14 protein-coding genes are annotated in these 17974 nt (G+C 70.5%); 9 read left to right on the top strand and 5 right to left on the bottom strand.

Going from position 1 to position 17974, the window contains the following annotated elements:
- Window positions 1–42 precede the first annotated feature (42 nt).
- Both ACIRHA_RS34110 and ACIRHA_RS34105 read left to right on the top strand, forming a co-directional pair.
- Entirely contained in the window at window positions 43–1623 is a 1581-nt protein-coding gene (locus ACIRHA_RS34110) for a serine/threonine-protein kinase (RefSeq protein WP_403853894.1), read from the top strand.
- Window positions 1624–1869: 246 nt separating this feature from the next.
- The gene (locus ACIRHA_RS34105) at window positions 1870–3405 is read left to right on the top strand and encodes an APC family permease (protein ID WP_403853892.1); all 1536 of its coding nucleotides are present in this window, start codon (window positions 1870–1872) and stop codon (window positions 3403–3405) included.
- Between the two features lie 112 nt (window positions 3406–3517).
- On the opposite strand, the gene ACIRHA_RS34100 is transcribed toward ACIRHA_RS34105, so the two are convergent.
- Both ACIRHA_RS34100 and ACIRHA_RS34095 read right to left on the bottom strand, forming a co-directional pair.
- Window positions 3518–5041 (bottom strand): CehA/McbA family metallohydrolase, encoded by a 1524-nt coding sequence (locus tag ACIRHA_RS34100; RefSeq protein ID WP_403853890.1) that lies wholly within the window; start codon window positions 5039–5041, stop codon window positions 3518–3520.
- Between the two features lie 18 nt (window positions 5042–5059).
- Entirely contained in the window at window positions 5060–5350 is a 291-nt protein-coding gene (locus ACIRHA_RS34095; protein ID WP_403853888.1) for a hypothetical protein, read from the bottom strand.
- 114 nt (window positions 5351–5464) lie between these two features.
- Between ACIRHA_RS34095 and ACIRHA_RS34090 the strand changes: the two genes are divergently transcribed.
- Window positions 5465–8065 (top strand): bifunctional FO biosynthesis protein CofGH, encoded by a 2601-nt coding sequence (locus tag ACIRHA_RS34090; protein ID WP_403853886.1) that lies wholly within the window; start codon window positions 5465–5467, stop codon window positions 8063–8065.
- Between the two features lie 185 nt (window positions 8066–8250).
- Here the strand turns inward: ACIRHA_RS34090 and ACIRHA_RS34085 are convergent, their stop codons facing one another.
- The gene (locus tag ACIRHA_RS34085) at window positions 8251–9309 is read right to left on the bottom strand and encodes an AraC family transcriptional regulator (protein WP_403853884.1); all 1059 of its coding nucleotides are present in this window, start codon (window positions 9307–9309) and stop codon (window positions 8251–8253) included.
- 211 nt (window positions 9310–9520) lie between these two features.
- Here ACIRHA_RS34085 and ACIRHA_RS34080 point away from each other — a divergent pair, with 211 nt between their 5' ends.
- Window positions 9521–13252: a tetratricopeptide repeat protein gene (locus tag ACIRHA_RS34080; protein WP_403853882.1), complete on the top strand. Its 3732-nt coding sequence runs from the start codon at window positions 9521–9523 to the stop codon at window positions 13250–13252.
- Between the two features lie 23 nt (window positions 13253–13275).
- Here the strand turns inward: ACIRHA_RS34080 and ACIRHA_RS34075 are convergent, their stop codons facing one another.
- Together ACIRHA_RS34075 and ACIRHA_RS34070 are read right to left on the bottom strand one after the other, a co-directional pair.
- Window positions 13276–13449: a DUF397 domain-containing protein gene (locus tag ACIRHA_RS34075; RefSeq protein WP_403853880.1), complete on the bottom strand. Its 174-nt coding sequence runs from the start codon at window positions 13447–13449 to the stop codon at window positions 13276–13278.
- Window positions 13446–14255, bottom strand: coding sequence for a helix-turn-helix domain-containing protein (locus tag ACIRHA_RS34070; RefSeq protein WP_403853878.1), 810 nt, complete (start codon window positions 14253–14255; stop codon window positions 13446–13448). The genes ACIRHA_RS34075 and ACIRHA_RS34070 overlap by 4 nt, the downstream gene beginning before the upstream one ends.
- 83 nt (window positions 14256–14338) lie before the next feature.
- Between ACIRHA_RS34070 and ACIRHA_RS34065 the strand changes: the two genes are divergently transcribed.
- The 5 genes from ACIRHA_RS34065 (at window position 14339) to ACIRHA_RS34045 (ending at window position 17896) form a co-directional block, all read left to right on the top strand.
- Window positions 14339–14755, top strand: coding sequence for an ATP-binding protein (locus ACIRHA_RS34065; protein ID WP_403853876.1), 417 nt, complete (start codon window positions 14339–14341; stop codon window positions 14753–14755).
- Between the two features lie 327 nt (window positions 14756–15082).
- Window positions 15083–15895, top strand: coding sequence for a helix-turn-helix domain-containing protein (locus ACIRHA_RS34060; RefSeq protein ID WP_403853874.1), 813 nt, complete (start codon window positions 15083–15085; stop codon window positions 15893–15895).
- A gap of 91 nt (window positions 15896–15986) precedes the next feature.
- The gene (locus tag ACIRHA_RS34055; RefSeq protein WP_403853872.1) at window positions 15987–16334 is read left to right on the top strand and encodes a DUF6247 family protein; all 348 of its coding nucleotides are present in this window, start codon (window positions 15987–15989) and stop codon (window positions 16332–16334) included.
- 61 nt (window positions 16335–16395) lie between these two features.
- Window positions 16396–16623: a hypothetical protein gene (locus ACIRHA_RS34050; protein ID WP_403853870.1), complete on the top strand. Its 228-nt coding sequence runs from the start codon at window positions 16396–16398 to the stop codon at window positions 16621–16623.
- 151 nt (window positions 16624–16774) lie between these two features.
- Window positions 16775–17896: an ADP-ribosylglycohydrolase family protein gene (locus ACIRHA_RS34045; RefSeq protein ID WP_403853868.1), complete on the top strand. Its 1122-nt coding sequence runs from the start codon at window positions 16775–16777 to the stop codon at window positions 17894–17896.
- The last annotated feature ends 78 nt before the right edge of the window (window positions 17897–17974 follow it).

Below are 17974 nucleotides of genomic sequence, written 5' to 3'. Positions count from 1 at the left end.
TGCACAGTTGCAGACGGTCACTACGGCGGAACCGGGGGTTCCATGGAGGCGCTGGAGGCGCAGGATCCGCGCACGGTCGGTACGTACCGGGTGCTGCGGCGGATCGGTGAGGGCGGCATGGGGCGGGTCTATCTGGCCCGCAACGCGGGAGGCCGCTCCGTCGCGCTGAAGTTCATCCACGCCGACATGGCGGCACAGCCGGGCTTCCGTGAGCGGTTCCGGCGCGAGGCGGACGTCGTACGGCGGGTCGGGGCGCCGGGCACGGTGCCGGTCGTCGACACCGGCCTGGAGGAGCGGCACCCCTGGTACGCGTCGGAGTACGTGTCGGGGCCCTCCCTCCAGGACTCGGTCGACCGGTTCGGGCCGCTGCCCGCCGAATCGCTGTGGCGGCTCGCGGCGGACCTCGCGCAGACCCTGGAGCACGTGCACCGCGACCGGCTCGTGCACCGGGACCTCAAGCCGTCCAACGTGCTGCTGTCCGCCGACGGGCCGCGCCTCATCGACTTCGGGATCGTGCACGCCGCGCTCGACGCCGGGCTCACCTCGGCGGGGCTGACCTCGACCGGCGCGCGCATCGGCACCCCGGCGTACATGTCGCCGGAGCAGGCGTACGGCGAGAAGGTGACCGCCGCGACGGACGTCTACAGCTACGGGCTCACGCTCGCCTTCGCCGCCACCGGCGTGCAGCCGCACCGGGGCAGCCTCGACCCGCAGCTCCCGGGCGTGGCCGAGGAGTTGCGGAACCTCATCCGGCACTGCCTCGACCCGGAGCCGGAGCGGCGGCCGGACGCGGAGCAGCTCGTGGTCCGGGCGCGCACGCACGACGCGACGAGCGACACGTGGCTGCCCGCGCAGGTCGTCTCTCTGATCGCCCGCACGTCGGGGCAGCTCCTGAACCTGGAGGCGCGGGCCGACACGGAGCTGCACGGGGCCGTGGCAGGGCCCGGGTCCACGCGGCTGGACGCGGGCGGCGTGTTCGGGCCGAGCGGCGGGGACTTCCACGACGCGACCACGCGCGGGCCGGGAGCCGGAGCCGGTCCCGCGTCCCCGCCGCCGCCTTCGCCGCCGCCCCCGGCTCCCTTCTCGACCCCGCCCTCGACCCCGCCCTCGACGCCGTACTCGACGCCGCCCGGTGGCGCGCCCCACGGGGGCTACGCCCAGCAGCCGACGGTCGACGCCTGGTCCTCCTCGTACGGGCAGCGGCGGCCCGCGCCGTACGGGGCGGCGCGGCCCGCGTCGGGGCCGCCGCCGCGCGGGACCGCCGAGCGGCACGACGGGGGCCCCGGACTGCCGGGGCGTCCGCTGCTCGGTCTCCTGTGGCTGGTGCCCGCGGGGCTCAGCGCGCTGGTGAAGTTCCCCAACGTGTCGGCGCTGATCGACGGCGCCGCCGTCGTCGTGCTGATCTGCAGGGCGGTCCTGCTGTACCGGCGGGGCGGCAGCGACCGCGAGTACCTGCTGTTCTGGGTCGGTCTGGCGGCCGCGGTCGTGCTCGGCCTCTGCATCGCGACCGGGACCCCCGCGCTGATGGCGATCCTCGCGCTCCTGACGCTCGCCCTGATCTACGCGGTGCCCACCGCGGTGGGCCGCTTCCGCGGCGGAGGCGGTCCGACGGGGCGCACGTAACGCACTTACCGCACGTAACGCACGTGACGCAGTAGGCACGGGAAAATTTTGAATCGGGTCAAAGCGGACCCGGCTTCGATTACCGAATATCGAACGCCGGGCCATTCCCCTTGCGATCCGCCAGTAGACTGACTCATCTCCCTGGGATACGTGGGATACCTGCCCGAATTGCCCATGGATTGATAACCGTCGCGGTCGTGACAAATCCCGCCGGATGTGGAAACCGCAGGATTTAACGTCCTGTTCATGACTCAGCTGGACGTGCGCCCCGAGACAGGCGCGAGGAACGGCAAGGGCCTCGGCGGGAACTCCGTCGGGCTGCTCGGCAGCGCCGTCATCGGCGTCTCCACGGTCGCCCCGGTCTACTGCCTGACCTCCACCCTCGGCTCCACGGCCGGCGAGGTCGGCCTCCAGATGCCCGCGGTGTTCCTCGCGGGATTCCTGCCGATGCTGCTGGTCGCCTTCGCGTACCGGGAGCTCAACAAGGTCATGCCGGACTGCGGCACGTCCTTCACCTGGACCGTGAAGGCGTTCGGGCCGCGCGTCGGGTGGATGTGCGGCTGGGGCCTGGTGATCGCGACGATCATCGTGCTCTCGAACCTGGCCGGGGTCGCGACCTCGTACTTCTGGCTGCTCGCGGGCGAGATCTCCAACAACGCCTCGGTGGCGGCGCTCGACGACGACAAGGCCGTCCACATCCTCACGTGCCTGGCGCTGATCGCTGCCGCGACGGCGATCAGCTATCGCGGGATGACCGCGACGAAGGGCGTGCAGTACACGCTGGTCGGACTCCAGCTGGTGGTGCTCGCCGTCTTCGTCGTGATGGCGGTGGCCAAGGCGGGTTCGGCGGATTTCGCGGCGACCTCGGTGGACTTCTCCTGGTCGTGGCTGAACCCGTTCTCGGTCCAGTCCTTCGGCGCGTTCACCGCGGGGCTCTCCCTCTCGATCTTCATGTACTGGGGCTGGGACACCTGCCTCACCGCGAACGAGGAGACGATCGGCAGCGACAAGACGCCGGGGCGCGCCGCGCTCATCGCGATGGTCGTCCTGGTCGGCTCGTACCTGGCGACGGGCGTGGCCGCGCAGATGATCGTCGGCTCCGGCGGCAAGGGCCTCGGCCTCGCCAACCCGGAGACCTCCGACAACGTCTTCGCCGCGCTCGCGGGCCCCGTGATGGGCCCGACGCTCGGCATCCTCCTCTTCGTCGCCGTCCTCGCGTCGGCCGCGGCCAGCCTCCAGACGACGTTCATCCCCGTCGCCCGCACGGTCCTCGCCATGTCGACGTACGAGGCGCTGCCGGCGTCGTACGCGCGCGTGCACCCGAAGTTCCGTACGCCGGGCCGTGCGACGGTCACGGCGGGTGTCGCCACGGCCGTCTTCTACACGGTCATGACGCTGGTCTCCGAGCACGTACTCGTCGACACGATCTACGCGCTCGGCCTCATGATCTGCTTCTACTACGCGCTGACGGCCTTCGCCTGCGCCTGGTACTTCAAGGCGGAACTGCGCAGCTCGGTGCGCGACTTCACCTTCAAGGGTCTCTTCCCGCTCCTCGGCGGAGTCCTCCTGTCCGCCGTCTTCTTCAAGACGCTCGTCGACATGTGGAACCCGGAGTACGGCAGCGGTTCCTCGGTGCTCGGCGTCGGTTCGGTCTTCGTGATCGGTGTGGGCCTGCTGTTCGTCGGTGTCGTGATCATGCTGGTGATGGGGCGGCGCAGCCCGGCGTTCTTCCGGGGTGAGGTCCTGAACCGGCAGACGCCGGTGCTGGTGGTGGAGGAGTAGTTCCTCCCTCCCCTCCGGCGACCATCAACCCTCTGCGGCGGGTGGGCCAATCAAGCCCCCGCGCCTCAATCGCCGGCGGGGCTTAAAAGGCCTGCTCAATCGCCGCAGGGGCTTACAAGACGCCCAGGAAGATCGGGTTCGTGAAGGCTGCGAGGGGGCCGGGGAGGCCCGGGGTTGTTGTGGGGTGCCGGATCTCCGCGCGGACGTAGGCCGCGTACGCCGGGGTCGTCCGCCAGGTCGCCGTGCTCTCGGCCGACGTGAACAACGTCCCCTGGTCCGTGACGATGTGGAGGGTGCAGTCGGAGGCGGCCTTGGCCGTAAGGGTGATCGTGACCGGGGTGTCGGCGGAGACCGGGAGGCGTTCGCCGATGCCCGCCGTCCGGCCCTTGCCGCCGGTCGCCGTGAAGGTGAGCTCGACCGATGAGGATTCGGCGACGTACGAGTGGCCCGCCCTGATGCCCGCCTGGATGGCCTCGCGGCTCAGGTCGTCCGCCAGGACCACGGTCTGCGGGCCGCCGACGCGGTCCGGGTCGCGGTGCGCGTCGCTGTTGCCCATCGCCGGGATCCACCCCGTGCCGCGGCCGGAACGCGCGTACGCGACCAGCGTGTTGTCCCAGTCCGCAAGGGACACCTCGTCGTCCGGCGTGTACGGGCCGTTCCACACCTCGACCGCGTCCGCCTCGCCGAAGCCGAACTTCCAGCCGCAGCCGATGCACGTCGCGTGCGGGTGCGCGGGGACGACCAGGCCGCCCGCGCGGCGGATCTGCTGCGCGTACTTCGCCCAGCGGTTGTCGCGGGCCCGGTAGCGCCAGTCGACGAACGTGCCGGGCTCGGTGCCGAGGGCGACCACATGGCCGTTACGGGTGGTGATCTCCTCGCCGATCATCACGAGGAGGTCGTCCCCCGCGACGTCCGACCAGTGGGCGTGCGAGGAGTGTGTGTTGTGGTCGGACGTGTTGATGAAGTCCAGGCCGGCGGCGCGGGCGAGCGCGCCGATCTCGGCGGGTGTGCGGCGGCCGTCCGAGTACCAGGAGTGCAGGTGGCAGTCGCCGCGGTACCAGGCGCGGCCCCGGCCGCGGGCCCGCTGCGGCGGATAGCTCGGGCGGGGTGTCTCGCCGGTGGGGCCGTGCGTGAGCGTCACCGTCACCTCGTACGGCAGGCCTTCCGGCGCCACCGTGTACGGGCCCAGCGCGATGTTCCACCGGCCGGGGCGGACGGGCCCCGGGATGTAGCCGGGCGTCGCGTCGTCGGCGCGGATGAAGAACTCGGTGCGGGCGCCGCCCGACCAGCCGCGGAAGCCCTCGCCGCCGAGAGCCGTGCCGCGCTCGTCGAAGACGCCGATGTCCAGGGCGTTGTTCTGGGTGCCGGCGGGGAGCCCGGTGGCCTTCTCGTACGTGTAGGAGACGCGGAACTCGCGTACCCCCGCGGGGACCTCCACCGGCAGGTACACGTAGTCCGGCGCGCCCGGCGGCAGCGTGCCCTTCAGTGTCCTGGTGGACCGCGAGCCGTCGGCGGCGCTGGCGAAGCTCATGGTCGTGAGCGTAAGCGCGGCGGCCGAGCCGGTCACGAGCAACGCCCGTCTGCCAATGCCGTGTTCGCCCGCCCGGACGTCCTCGTGGATCTCGTCGGTGCACATATCGCGGCTCCCCAGGGTTTACGACCGGCGACGTTTGCGGAACAGGCCGACGACGACCAGCACGACGATCACGATGAGGACGATGAAGATCCAGCTGAGCGACTTGCTCTTCTTTTTCTTCTTCGACTTGGACTTCTTCAACTTGCTCTTGCTCACGCCGACCTTGGAGGCCTTGGAGGTCTCCTTCAGCAGCGTCGTGGAGGCTGCGGAGATGTGGCTACTGGTGGACGTCGACATCGACGCCGAGGCCGAGGCCGTCGCCGGGACGCCGCCGAGCAGCAGTCCGCCCAGCAGTAGCAGCACGGTCATGGGACGCGCGCGAAGAAACATGACAACCCCCGTCGGTTCAGGACCCGGCGAGACTAGTCCCCCTCGGTGGCTCCCGGAAGACCCGCTGGGGAGATCCGCTCGTATGCTCGGTTCATGAGTGATCCGGACGCCGTAGCAGAGACCAAGGCAGAACGTCCCACCGCCAACGCGATGCGCCGCGCTCTGAAACGGGCCAGAGACGGTGTCGCGCTCGATGTCACGGAAGCCGCCGTGCTGCTCCAGGCGCGCGACGACGACCTGGCCGACCTCACCACGTCCGCCGCCCGCGTGCGCGACGCGGGCCTGGAGGCAGCCGGCAGGCCGGGTGTCATTACGTACAGCAAGAGCGTGTTCATCCCGCTCACCCGGCTCTGCCGTGACAAGTGCCACTACTGCACGTTCGTGACCGTTCCCGGAAAGCTGCGCCGCGAGGGCCACGGGATGTTCATGTCTCCCGACGAGGTTCTCGACATCGCGCGCAAGGGTGCCGAACTGGGCTGCAAGGAAGCCCTGATCACCCTCGGCGACAAGCCGGAGGACCGCTGGCCCGAGGCCCGCGAGTGGCTGGACGCGCACGGGTACGACGACACCATCGCCTACGTACGCGCCATCTCGATCCGGATCCTGGAGGAGACGGGGCTGCTCCCGCACCTCAACCCGGGGGTGCTGTCCTGGACGGACTTCCAGCGGCTCAAGCCGGTCGCGCCCTCGATGGGCATGATGCTGGAGACGACCGCCGAGCGGCTGTGGTCCGAGCCGGGGATGCCGCACCACGGCTCGCCCGACAAGGAACCGGCCGTGCGGCTGCGGGTGCTTGAGGACGCGGGCCGCTCGTCCGTGCCGTTCACCAGTGGGCTGTTGATCGGGATCGGCGAGACGTACGAGGAGCGTGCCGATTCGCTGTTCGCGCTGCGCCGCACCGCCCGCTCGTACCACGCCATCCAGGAACTCATCATCCAGAACTTCCGCGCCAAGCCGGACACGGCGATGCGCGGGATGCCGGACGCGGAGCTGGACGAGCTCATCGCGACGGTCGCCGTCGCCCGCCACATCATGGGCCCGGCGGGGAACATCCAGGCCCCGCCGAACCTCGTCGACGGCGAGTACGCGCGCCTCATCGCCGCCGGGATCGACGACTGGGGCGGTGTCTCCCCGGTGACCATCGACCATGTGAACCCCGAGAAGCCGTGGCCGAAGCTTGAGGAGCTGGCGCGGCAGTCGGCGGAGGCCGGCTTCGAGCTGCGTGAACGGCTGTGTGTCTACCCGGAGTTCGTGACCCGCGGCGAGCCGTGGCTCGACCCCCGCCTGCTCCCGCACGTCAACGCCCTGGCGGACGCCGAAGGCCTCGCTGTGCCCGACGCGCCCGTCGTGGGCCGCCCCTGGCAGGAGCCGGACGAGGGGTATGTGGCGTCGTCGGGCCGCACCGACCTGCACCGCACCATCGACACCGAGGGCCGGACGTCCGACCGCCGCGACGACTTCGACGTCGTGTACGGCGACTGGGAGGCGCTGCGTGAGCAGGCGGCCCCCGGCATGGAGCCGTCACGCATCGACGGCGACGTGCGCGCGGCTCTGAAGCAGGCGGCCGACGACCCGACGAAGCTCACCGACGACGAGGCCCTCGCCCTGCTGCACGCGGACGGGCCCGCCCTCGACGCGCTGTGCGGCATCGCGGACGACATCCGTAAGTCGGTGGTCGGTGACGACGTCACGTACATCGTCACGCGGAACATCAACTTCACGAACGTCTGCTACACCGGCTGCCGCTTCTGCGCCTTCGCGCAGCGCCGCACGGACGCCGACGCGTACACGCTCTCGCTCGACCAGGTCGCCGACCGGGCCCAACAGGCCTGGGACGTCGGCGCGGTCGAGGTCTGCATGCAGGGCGGCATCCACCCGGACCTGCCCGGCACGGCGTACTTCGACATCGCGAAGGCGGTCAAGGAGCGGGTGCCCGGCATGCACGTGCACGCCTTCTCACCGATGGAGGTCGTCAACGGCGCGTCCCGTACCGGCATGTCGATCCGCGAGTGGCTGACCGCCGCGCGCGAGGCGGGCCTGGACTCGATCCCCGGCACGGCGGCCGAGATCCTCGACGACGAGGTCCGCTGGATCCTCACGAAGGGCAAGCTGCCGGCGGCGACCTGGATCGAGGTCGTCAAGACGGCACACGAGCTGGGCATCCGCTCGTCCTCGACGATGATGTACGGGCATGTGGACCAGCCCCGCCACTGGCTCGGCCACCTCCGCACCCTGGCCTCCATCCAGCAGGAGACGGGCGGCTTCACGGAGTTCGTCACGCTCCCCTTCATCCACACCAACGCGCCGGTCTACCTGGCGGGCATCGCGCGCCCCGGCCCGACGACCCGCGACAACCGCGCGGTCACGGCGATGGCGCGCGTCCTCCTCCACCCGCACATCCCCAACATCCAGACCAGCTGGGTGAAGCTCGGCACGGAGGGTGCGGCGGAGATGCTGCGCTCGGGCGCGAACGACCTGGGCGGCACGCTCATGGAGGAGACCATCTCCCGGATGGCGGGCTCCTCCTACGGCTCGTACAAGTCGGTCAAGGACCTGATCGCGGTCGCGGACACGGCGGGCCGCCCGGCCAGGCCGCGCACCACGCTGTACGGGTCCGTCCCGGAGGAACGGGTGCGCTCCGCGCAGTCGTCGGACGGCCATCTGCCGGAGCTGCTGCCGGTGTTGGAGCCGTAGGGGCTACGTTTTCGGGATCCCGGGCCCGGCGCCGCTGACAGGGTGGGCGGCCGGGCCCGAGGCTGCGCAGACTCTCCCGCACTGTCTGCGTCACGGTCCGCCGCCGGACATGGGGATGGAGGGGAGCGGCGGGTGGGCGGCGCCGACGCCGTCCATCACCGCGACATCCCGTGAACGGGGCGGTGTCAGGAACGTACGTCCCGCGCCGGGGCCGGGTCTCGCCGCTTCGCGCGTGACCGCTGTCCGGTTCGCGCGGCAGCGGCGGCGAGCGTACGCGAGGGGGGCTCACCGAACCTCGCCCGGTAGCGCCGGGCGAACCGGCCCAGGTGGGCGAAGCCCCAGTGGTAGGCGACCACGGTGACCGTGGTCTCGCCGGGTTCGGCGACCCGCAGCAGCATCCGTACGTGCTGCAACCGCACCTCGTGCACGTAGCCCATGGGCGTCATGCGCAGCTCCTTGCGGAACGCCTCCTGCAACGTGCGCAGGCTGACCCGGGCGACGGCGGCGAGCCGGTTCGCGTCCCATGGATCGGCCGGGCTGTCGCGCACCGCGTCCATGACGCGTTTGACGGCGGTGGCGGACAGCGAGGGCGGGGGAGCGGCCAGCGCCTCGCGGTAGCGGTGGTCGGTCGCCAGCAACAACCCTTCCAGCAAGGTCTGTTCGAGCCGACCGCAGATCATGGGGCTCTGCAGCAGTCCGTCGGGACTGTTCGAGTCGAGCGCGGTCCAGCGGGCCAGGCCCGCCCAACTTCGGCCTGCCCCTTGGGAGATGTCGAACGTGGGCCTGAAGTCGGCGAGAAGGTGGGCGGGCCTGCCCAGCATGATCTCCAGCTGCCCGTGCAGCGCCGCCTTGTCGATCTTGATGGTGAGGGTGTCGCAGTACGGCGAGAAGTCACCGACCCGGAAGCTGCCCGGGGGATTCAGCATGCCCCCTGTGCGGGACGACACCTGGGTGTCGGCCGCCGGGCCCTGGCCGATACTGAAGGAGCCCGTCGTGGGCGCCACGACGTGGTAGCAGTCCAGTTCAGGGATGTACGCACTGATGGAGGCGCCGAACGACATGCGCCCGATCGTCACACCACCCAGCAGTACGACATCGGCGTCGAGGTCGAAGTCGTCCGCTGTGGGCGTGTCCAGCTTCATGTCGTAGAACTGCTGCGACAGCACGGCGCGCGCCTCGTCCACGGAACGCGTGGTGAAGCGGTTGGCCGCGGTCACAAGGCCCTGTCCCTTGCCCGCATCCATGATGTCCCGCCCCTTCCGGGCGCCCCTCAGCGCCAGAAGACGTGTGCCTTCAGGATCCTCCGAGGGGCGAGGCATGGGGCCGGTTTGGGGCAACGCGTACGGGATCGCGGCGCGGGCGTCCAGCCCCGGTCTGCATACGAACGGGTGCGCATGACCCGAGGCGCTGGGACACTGGGAGGAAGGCCTGGGGGTGAGCGCTGGGGGAGGCGCGATGGCTGAGCCGGAACTTTCCATGCAGGAGTTGATACGCAGGCGCCGGAGGGTCGGATTCATCGCACGGCGCGCCGAACTCGCGTCGTTCCGCGTGAATTTCGAGGTGCCGCCCGGCGATGAGCGGCACCGGTTCCTGTTCCACGTCCACGGCCTCGCGGGCGTCGGCAAGACGTCTCTGCTCAAGGAGATGGCAGACGTGGCGCGGGAGTTCGACGCGTTGACGGCCCTGGTCGACGAGGCGGTGGGCAGTGTGCCGGAGACCCTGTCCGAGCTGTGCTCCCAGTTCGCGCGGCAGGGGCACCGGATGAAGGACCTGGAACGCCGGCTCGCCGTGCACCGGGAGCGGCGGCACGAGGCGGAGTTGGCGGCCGCGGCGCAGGACCCCACGGCGCCGCTGACGCCTTCGGTGGGGAGTGCCACGGCTGTCCGTGCCGGGCTGGTCGGGCTCGGTCTCGTTCCTGGTCTCGGGCCGTTCACCACTGCCGCCGACCCTGACCAGTTGGCCTTGGGCGCGGACAAGGTGCGGGCGGTCGTCAGCGCCCGGCTGGGCAACCAGGACGACGTCCAGCTGGTCATGTCCCCGGAGAAGGTGCTCACGCCGATCCTGTTGCGGGAGCTGTCCGACATCGCTGCGAGCGTGCCCTGGGCCGTCCTCTTCTTCGACACGTACGAGCGGACCGGCCCGTTCCTCGACGCGTGGCTGCACGAGCTGATGACGACGGGGCGCCATGGCGTGCTGCCCAGCAACGTCGTGGTGGTCACGGCGGGGCAGCGGCCCCTGGATCTGGCGCGGTGGGGCGCGGACGCCGCCGTGCTTGAGACGATGCCGCTCGATCCGTTCACCGATGACGAGGCGCGTGCGCTGCTCGCGGCCAAAGACGTGACCGATGAGCCGCTGGTGGCGAAGATCCTCAATGTGACGGGCGGTCTGCCCGTACTGGTGTCCATGCTGGCCAACGGCCGTCCGACCAGCCTTGAGGACATCGGTGACCCCAGTACCGCGGCGGCGACGCTGTTCCTCAAGTGGGAGCGCGAGGACCGCCGCGACGTCGCTCTGGCGTGCGCGCTGCCACGTCGGCTGGACGCGGACGTCTTTCGGGCCGCAGTGGACTGCGCGGACGACGAGGCGGACGCGCTCTATGGCTGGTTGCGCGGACTGCCCTTCGTCAGCGACCGCGCCGGCCGCGTCCAGTACCACGAGGTCGTGCGCCAGCAGTTGCTCTGCCTACTACGACAGCGCTCCCCGAGGGAGTGGGCGCGGCGGCACACGCGTCTCGCGGAGGTCTTCGCCGAGTGGCGGGCCGAGGCCGAGGAACCCTTGGCGCATCGGTACCGGTGGTGCGACTGGCGGTGGTTCGACCAGCGGTGGCGGGAGCTGCGCACTGCCGAGTCGTACCACCGGCTGTGCGTCGCCCCGAAGGGAGCCCTGGCCGAGACGCTGCGCCTTGCCGTCGAGGCCATCGACCGGGGTTCGGAGGCGGACGTCAGGACCTGGGCGCGGATGCTGGTGGAGGCGGGCGAGGACACGGAGGCCGCCACCGTCGCCCAGTGGGGGCGCGATCTGCTGGCGGCCTGCCATGAGGGCGGGGTCGCCGGGGCGTTGGATCTGCTGCTCGTCCGGGCCGAACTCGACGCGCGGACCCAAGGGGTGGTCAGGGCGCTCAGGGGGCAAGGGCTGCGCCGCACTCATCAGTACAAGGAGTCCCTGGCGGAATTCGACCGGGCGATCGAGCTCGGTGTGGGCTTGCCGAGGGCCTACAGTGGGCGGGGGTACACGAAGCTCTATTTGGGACGGGACGCGGACGCCCTGGCCGACTTCGACCGTGCCCTGGAACTCGACGCCGATGACGTGCCTGCCTTGACCATGCGCGCGGAGGCACTCTGGTTCCTCGAGAAACCCTCCGAGGCGCTTCAGGAAGTGGAGCGCGCACTGGACCTCGCTCCGCCCCCCTCCGAGGCTCTTGAGATCAGGGGTGTGCTGCTGTACGAACTTGGCCGGTACGAGGATGCCCTGGACACCTTCGGCCGGTTGAGCTCGGAGGACGACCGCACCCGCTCGCAGACCTCGGAGGACCGCGCGCGGATACAACGGCAGCTGGGCGGCGATACCGAAGAGTGGTCCCACCGGGACGCAGGCGTGGTACTGGCACCGATCCTCGCGCAACTCGTGGGCGAACGGGCGCTCCACATGCGCTCCGAGGGACGTTACGCGGAGGCGATGGCCGAGTGCGTCCGGGCCCTGCGGTTCGGTGGCTCCTCCGCGTTCGCCCACTGGAACAGTGGCTGCTCCCACCGCGAACTGGGCGCTGTGGACCGGGCACTTCAGGACTACGCCCGGGCCCTCGAACTTCAGCCGGGATCCCAGGCCGTGCTGACCGACCGAGCCGAGCTGTTGGCGGGGCAGAGGAGGCTGGAAGAGGCGCTCGCCGATGTCGACGCAGCGATCGCGGGGGGCCCCAATGAGATCCGCCCCCTCTGGGCCAAGGGCAACATTCTGCAAGACGCCAGTCGTATCGGCGAAGCGCTCGAATCCTATGAGCAGGCGTTGCGCATCGACGCACGTCGGCCCGGCCCTCATGGGGAGCGTGGTGTCTGTCTGTTCCGGCTGGGACGGCACGAGGAGGCGTTGGCTGCCTTTGACCGCGCATTGGAGCTGAAGCCTTCCCTCGTCTGGGCGCTGTTGCGCAGGGCGGAGGTCCTGCGCGCCCTGGGCGAGCAGGAACGGGCCATGGCCGACTGGGATCGTGCGGTGGAACTTGCGCCGACGAGTGCCCGGGCGGTGTGGGAACGTGGCGAAGCCCACCGTCTCGCCGGCCACTACGCGGACGCGCTGCGCGATTGCGATCGGGTGTTGGAACTGGACGACGCGTATGTACCTGCGCACGGTGGTCGCGGAGACGCGCTCTGCCAACTGGGTCGGTACGACGAGGCGCTGGCCGCCCTGAGCCGGGCGCTGGAACTCGAGCCCGACTACGCGTGGGCGTGGAGGCGCCGGGCGGAAGTGCACCAAGAACTCGTCATGCCGGATCAAGCCGCGCGAGACGCGGACCGTGCGATCGAGCTGGCCCCCGCCTTTGCTTTGGCATTTGCCACGCGGGCGACAGTCATGGTCTCGGCAGGCCTCCTGGACCAGGCTTTGGCTGATCTCTCACGATACGAGGAGATGGCCGACGACCACGGCTGGGCCGCTCAGAAACGGGCCTGGATCCACCTGCTGCGAGGGCAGGCCGAGGCGGCCTTGGTCGAACTGCGCGCGAAGCAGGGGCTGGGAGTCGAGCCGGACGGCGAGGATCTGTATCTGTGCTGCGTCGCGCTGCGTATGGTCGGACAACTGGCCGCCTCGGTGACGGTGGCCGGGTGGCTGACCGTTCTCGAACGCGATGCAGGCGAGTATGAACAGGCGGTCGCGGTTGGATGCCATGAGGGCGCGAGCGCTGCCCGACCGCTGTGGAGGGCATGGGGTTCCGCCGGCCGTGTGGCCGATCCCGGCGATGAAGCCATCGTCGCGGCCGGTCTCGCCGAGTGGTCCCGGCTGGACAGCTGTCTGTCCGATGTTCTGGCTGCTCGTCGCCCCTGGGACAGGATCGCCCAGCTCGTTATCGAGCTGCACTCCATCGCCGCGGCCCCGGGCGCCGACCGCACCCGTCTCGCCCCGCGCATCGCCCGGGTCGAACAGGCACGGGACGCGATGCAGGCGCGGTTCGCCGCCGAGTGTGCGAGGAAGCAATAGGCCCGAGCCCTTTCGCCGAGTGGCTACCTCAGCGTTGCGAGGAACGCGGTCCAGGCGGGGGCGGTGACGGTGAGGGCGGGGGCGTGGGGTTGCTTTGAGTCGCGGATGTGGATGGTTGCGGGGCGGGTGGCTGCTTCTACGCATTCGCCCTGGTCGCTGCTGTAGCTGGACTTGAACCAGTGGAGGTCCGTGCTCATAGTTCCCGTGCCACCTTCTCGATCAGCGTTGCGGATTCCTCGGGGGTGAGGGCCTGCGCCCGCAGGATGCCATACCGCCCGAACAGGTCACCCAAGTCCGGGTGTTCGGTGATGAAGTACCCGCCGCTCGCCCCCTCGACGTAGGCCAGGTGAGCGCGCTTGGTCGTCTCCAGCAGAATCATGGGTCCGGGCAGTCCGGCATGGATCTCCCGGTTGTGCGGCATCACCTGGATGTCGATGGTGCGCATGCGGCCAACGTTGAGGATGTGGTGCAACTGCTCCCGCAGGACATCGCGTCCGCCCAACGGCCGGGTCAGCGCTGATTCTTCGAGTACGTAGCTGATTCGCGGCTGCGGCTTGCGCGTGAAGAGTTCCTGGCGCGCCAGGCGCTCGGTCACGCGCTGGTCGATCTCGCCGTCGTCCAGCGTCGGGCAGCAGCCGCTGGTGTAGACGGCCCGCGCATACGCCTCCGTCTGGAGCGAGCCCGGGACCAAGTGGTTCTGGTACACGTGCAGGGCGTGTGCCTTCTTCTCCTCTGCCAGGTAGTCCTCCGTCCACGGTCGAAGGCCACCCTGGCCGAACTCCCTGTTGGCCACAGCCTGGAGTGCACCTTGTGCATCCAGTACGTTCTCCGCCAGCTCGACCAGGCGTCCCTTGGGTGGGCGCTCGCCCCGCTCCACCATCGCCACCTGCGACTTGGAGTAGCCCACGTGTTTGCCCAGGGCCTCCATCGTCAGTCCGGAGCGCTCGCGATGGAATCGCAGCAGCGCGCCGAATGCCTTGGACCCTCGTTCCCCGAAGTGCACAACGGCCTCCCAAGGTGCACAGCCACGCACAGACGATGCGTAACCCTGGTCACAGTATGTGACCGCCCGGAACGCTGTGCAGCATGAACGAGTCAACAGAGCGGAAGCACTTCACGCTCCTCCTCTCCGCGACCAGCCGCGGCGCCCGCCTCGCGAGGCTGCTCACCGAGCGCCAACTCGCCGAGTGGAAACGGGAGTCGGTCGAGGTCGAACACGTGGTCGCCGAACTTGCGGCCAATGCCGTTCGGCACGGGCGTGTCCCCGGCCGCGACTTCCGGCTGACGCTCACGCTCGACTCCGCGCGCACGCTCCGTATCGAGGTGGCCGACGCGCGGCCGGACCGGGTCCCGCGAGTCCGCGTCGCGGATGGGGAGGGCGGCCGGGGGCTGCTGATCGTCGCGGCGTACGCCGACCGATGGGGTGTGACCAGCGGTGACGCGGGCGTGCCGCACAAGGTCGTCTGGGCCGAACTCGACGCTCCGGGACCCGAGTTGGCGTGATCCGGTGATCCGGTATGCCAACCCCCAAAGAAATGGTGGGGGAAAAACCACCCCCCCCACCTCACCTCCGGACGTAAGCCACCGGAGGCGCGTCACTCGCGCGGGTGACGATCGCCAACTCGACTGGCGAACAGGCGAGTTCGTGGTGCACTCTCTGCCGCATATGCAAAGCGGCCCCCGCCGGGACTGGCATCCCGGACGAGGGCCTGACGATCAAGGAAGTAGGGCTTCCCGATGTCTGGGCATCAGATTAGCGCGCCGAGGCGCGCCCATTCCGGCCGTTCGGCCACTCCATCACGCGGTCTTCACCGCTCCTGGGAGCGTCACATGTCCGAATTCACCGTCGTCGGGCATCACCTGGCCCAGCATGCCGACCTGTCCCTCACCGCGATCGGCCTGGCCACGCACATCCAGTCGCTGCCGGAAGGGTCGAAGGTCGGCATCAAGGATCTGGCCGCGAAGTTCCCCGAGGGGGAGGTCAGGGTCGCCGCCGCGCTGCGGGAGTTGGAGGCGCACGGTTACCTGGAGCGGATCAAGGAGCGGCTGCCTTCCGGGCGGATCGTCACGCGCACGATCTCGTACAACAAGCCGCCGCACCTGCGCGGCCAGGCACCGCCGGAGCCGCCTGCGGTGGACCTGCCGCCGGAGGTGCCCCGCGCCGAGCCGACGCCCCGCGCCCCGCGCCCGCAGCGCCGACCGCTCCGGGCGCCGCAGCCGGACTCCCAGGACGACCCCGACCCGGGCCCGGCCCGGAACCCCGCCGTCGACCTCCTCATCGGCCTGCGCACCTATGACCCCCGCCTGCTCCTCTCAGTACGCGACGTACTCCGCCTCGCCCCCGCCGCTGAGGTCTGGCTGGCACGGGGCATGGCCCCCGGCGACGTACAGCGGGCGCTGACAGCGGGACTGCCCGACGCTCCCATCCGCTTTCCCGCGGGCTTGATGGCGCACCGGCTGGCCGCGTTCCTGCCGCCCGAACTCCCACCGAAGCGGTCGGCCGAGCCACTTCCGGGCACACCCGCCCCACGTCGGCTGCCACTCCAGAACTGTGACGGCTGCGACCGGGCGTTCCGGGCGGCGGGGCCGGGGCGGTGCCGGGCGTGCGAGGCGACGGTCATGCCCGCGGCCGCGGTCGCGTAGGGGAAAGGCGGCACAACAGGTGACAAGCCCTGCCACGGCATGCGCCCGCCGGTACCGTACGAGGACCGATCCACCCGCACCGGAGGTCATCGTGAGCGTCCAGGCTGACGGCCCGTACGGACCGCTGATCCCCATGCCCGAACTCACGCCGGACGCCCTGCGAGCAGCGGTCACCAGGATCGCGCCGAGCCGGGTGCCCGCGCTCACCCAACACCTCTTCGAGGCGACGACGAACGCACAGCAGACGCAGAGCCTGGCGCCCCTGCGTGCGTTCGTCCACTCCTGGGCCGTGTTCGTGGCGATCGAGCGGCATCCCGCGCGGGCGGCCCGCCTGAGGGACCTGGAGCGGACGGTCGACGCGGGCGAAGGGGATCTGGCCGGTGCCATGGCCGAGATCCGGACCATCCGGGAGACGGCTGAGGCAGAGGCCGGCTTGTGACCGACTGGACCTGGGACTACAACCCGAACGCCGAGTACCGACCTGGTACGGCTGAGCCGGCATGACGCTGAAACGCATGCATGTCTACGTGGATGAGGCGGATCTCGCGCTGATCAAGGAGGCGTCAGCACGGCTGGGAGTGTCCCAGGACGAGTTGATCGGAGAAGGAATCCATCGCATCGCGATGGCGCACCGTGTCTGGGCTGAACCCTTTGTCGCTGACGAGGAGAGCCTCGACCTGGGTGACCTCTCGGAGGGGCGCTCTCCGGCCCCGCCCTCGTCGGGCTGATTCCGGAGCCTGCCGGACGGTTTCTGGACGCGTGAACCGTGTGCGCACGCTCGTCCACGATCCCATCACTTCGTGAACATTCCTGGTCGGCGTCGGTCGATTACAGTGCTCCAAGCCGAAGGGTCGAGGGTCGTGACAGGAGGAGTCCCCCATGGGCGCAGCGCCCAACGCGGCGGCCGTATGGGGCCGCACCGAACAGCAGGATTTCCGCAGCAGAGTGCGCGGGACCCTGCTCGGCGGCGCACTCGGTGACACCCTCGGCGCCCCGCTCGACGGCCTGACGCTCGACGGGATCCAGGCCGAGCACGGGAACGAGGGGCTCAAGCAGCTCGTGCCCGTGTACGGGCGGACGGGCGCCATCACCGCCGCGACCCAGCTGACCCTGTTCACCGTGGACGGGCTCATCCGCGCCCAGGTGCGCCGCGACACCGGGGCCTGGCACCCGCCGACAGACGTGCACCGGGCCTATCTGCGGTGGCTGGCCACCCAGCGCGACTGGGGTCCCGACCTGCGCCGCAAGGAGGACGGCTGGCTGGCCCGCGAGGAGTGGTTGTACTCGCGGCGGGGGGCCGCTCAGGCGTGTCTGCTGGGGCTCGGCAACGACGTCATGGGGACGCTCGACCGACCCAAGAACCTGGACGCGGACGGGGCGGAGGCGGCGACGCGCTCCGCGCCGTTCGGGCTGCTGGTCGGCTGGGAGCCGCAGCTCGTGTTCCAGCTCTCCGTCGAGTGCGCCGTGCACACGCACGGCGCCGCGGAGGCGTATCTGGCGGCGGGCGCGTACGCGGTTCTCGTGCACGCCCTCGCGCGGGGCGACTCGCTCGACGCCGCCGTGCAGCGCGCGCTTGCGCTGCTCGCCGCGCGCCCCGGGCACCCGCCCGTCGCGGACGCGCTCAAGCACGCGCTCGGCGCCGTACGGCAGGGGATGCCGACCGCCGCGCGGGTCGGCGAGCTCGTCGGGGAGGGGGACGCGACCGGTGTGCTCGCGGCCGCCGTGTACTGCGCGCTGGTCAGTGACGACATCCGGCACGGGCTCGGGCTCGCCGTGCACCACGACGGGCCCTCCGCCCAGGTCGGTGCGTTGTGCGGGGGTCTGCTCGGGGCGTTGCACGGGGAGACGGCGTTGCCGCCGGCGTGGGTGGCGGAGGTCGAGGGCAGGCCCACGATCCTGGAGCTTGCGGACGACTTCGCGATGGAGATGACGCAAGGCGCTGCGCTGCATGGGCCTGCGTCCGCTTCGGCGGGCTGGTTGGCCCGCTACCCGCGGGCTTGAAAGGCCTGCTCAATCGCCGCAGGGGCTTGAATTATCAAGCCCCTGCGGCGATTGAGCAGCGGGGTCCGGGGCAGAGCC

It is taken from the genome of Streptomyces sp. NPDC102360 (genome assembly GCF_044766085.1).
Classification (GTDB): domain Bacteria; phylum Actinomycetota; class Actinomycetes; order Streptomycetales; family Streptomycetaceae; genus Streptomyces.
The sequence above is the reverse complement of the archived record's forward strand: the minus strand, read 5'-3'. Positions and strand labels throughout refer to the sequence as shown.

Excerpts from the sequence above, each read along its gene's own strand:
- ACIRHA_RS34105 (WP_403853892.1), top strand. The coding sequence starts at position 1,870 with ATGACTCAGCTGGACGTGCGCCCCGAGACAGGCGCGAGGAACGGCAAG.
- ACIRHA_RS34045 (WP_403853868.1), top strand. The coding sequence starts at position 16,775 with ATGGGCGCAGCGCCCAACGCGGCGGCCGTATGGGGCCGCACCGAACAG.
- ACIRHA_RS34090 (WP_403853886.1), top strand. The coding sequence starts at position 5,465 with ATGAGTGATCCGGACGCCGTAGCAGAGACCAAGGCAGAACGTCCCACC.
- ACIRHA_RS34080 (WP_403853882.1), top strand. The coding sequence starts at position 9,521 with ATGGCTGAGCCGGAACTTTCCATGCAGGAGTTGATACGCAGGCGCCGG.
- ACIRHA_RS34050 (WP_403853870.1), top strand. The coding sequence starts at position 16,396 with ATGACGCTGAAACGCATGCATGTCTACGTGGATGAGGCGGATCTCGCG.
- ACIRHA_RS34060 (WP_403853874.1), top strand. The coding sequence starts at position 15,083 with ATGTCCGAATTCACCGTCGTCGGGCATCACCTGGCCCAGCATGCCGAC.
- ACIRHA_RS34085 (WP_403853884.1), bottom strand. The coding sequence starts at position 9,309 with ATGGATGCGGGCAAGGGACAGGGCCTTGTGACCGCGGCCAACCGCTTC.
- ACIRHA_RS34095 (WP_403853888.1), bottom strand. The coding sequence starts at position 5,350 with ATGACCGTGCTGCTACTGCTGGGCGGACTGCTGCTCGGCGGCGTCCCG.
- ACIRHA_RS34110 (WP_403853894.1), top strand. The coding sequence starts at position 43 with ATGGAGGCGCTGGAGGCGCAGGATCCGCGCACGGTCGGTACGTACCGG.
- ACIRHA_RS34100 (WP_403853890.1), bottom strand. The coding sequence starts at position 5,041 with ATGTGCACCGACGAGATCCACGAGGACGTCCGGGCGGGCGAACACGGC.
- ACIRHA_RS34075 (WP_403853880.1), bottom strand. The coding sequence starts at position 13,449 with ATGAGCACGGACCTCCACTGGTTCAAGTCCAGCTACAGCAGCGACCAG.
- ACIRHA_RS34065 (WP_403853876.1), top strand. The coding sequence starts at position 14,339 with ATGAACGAGTCAACAGAGCGGAAGCACTTCACGCTCCTCCTCTCCGCG.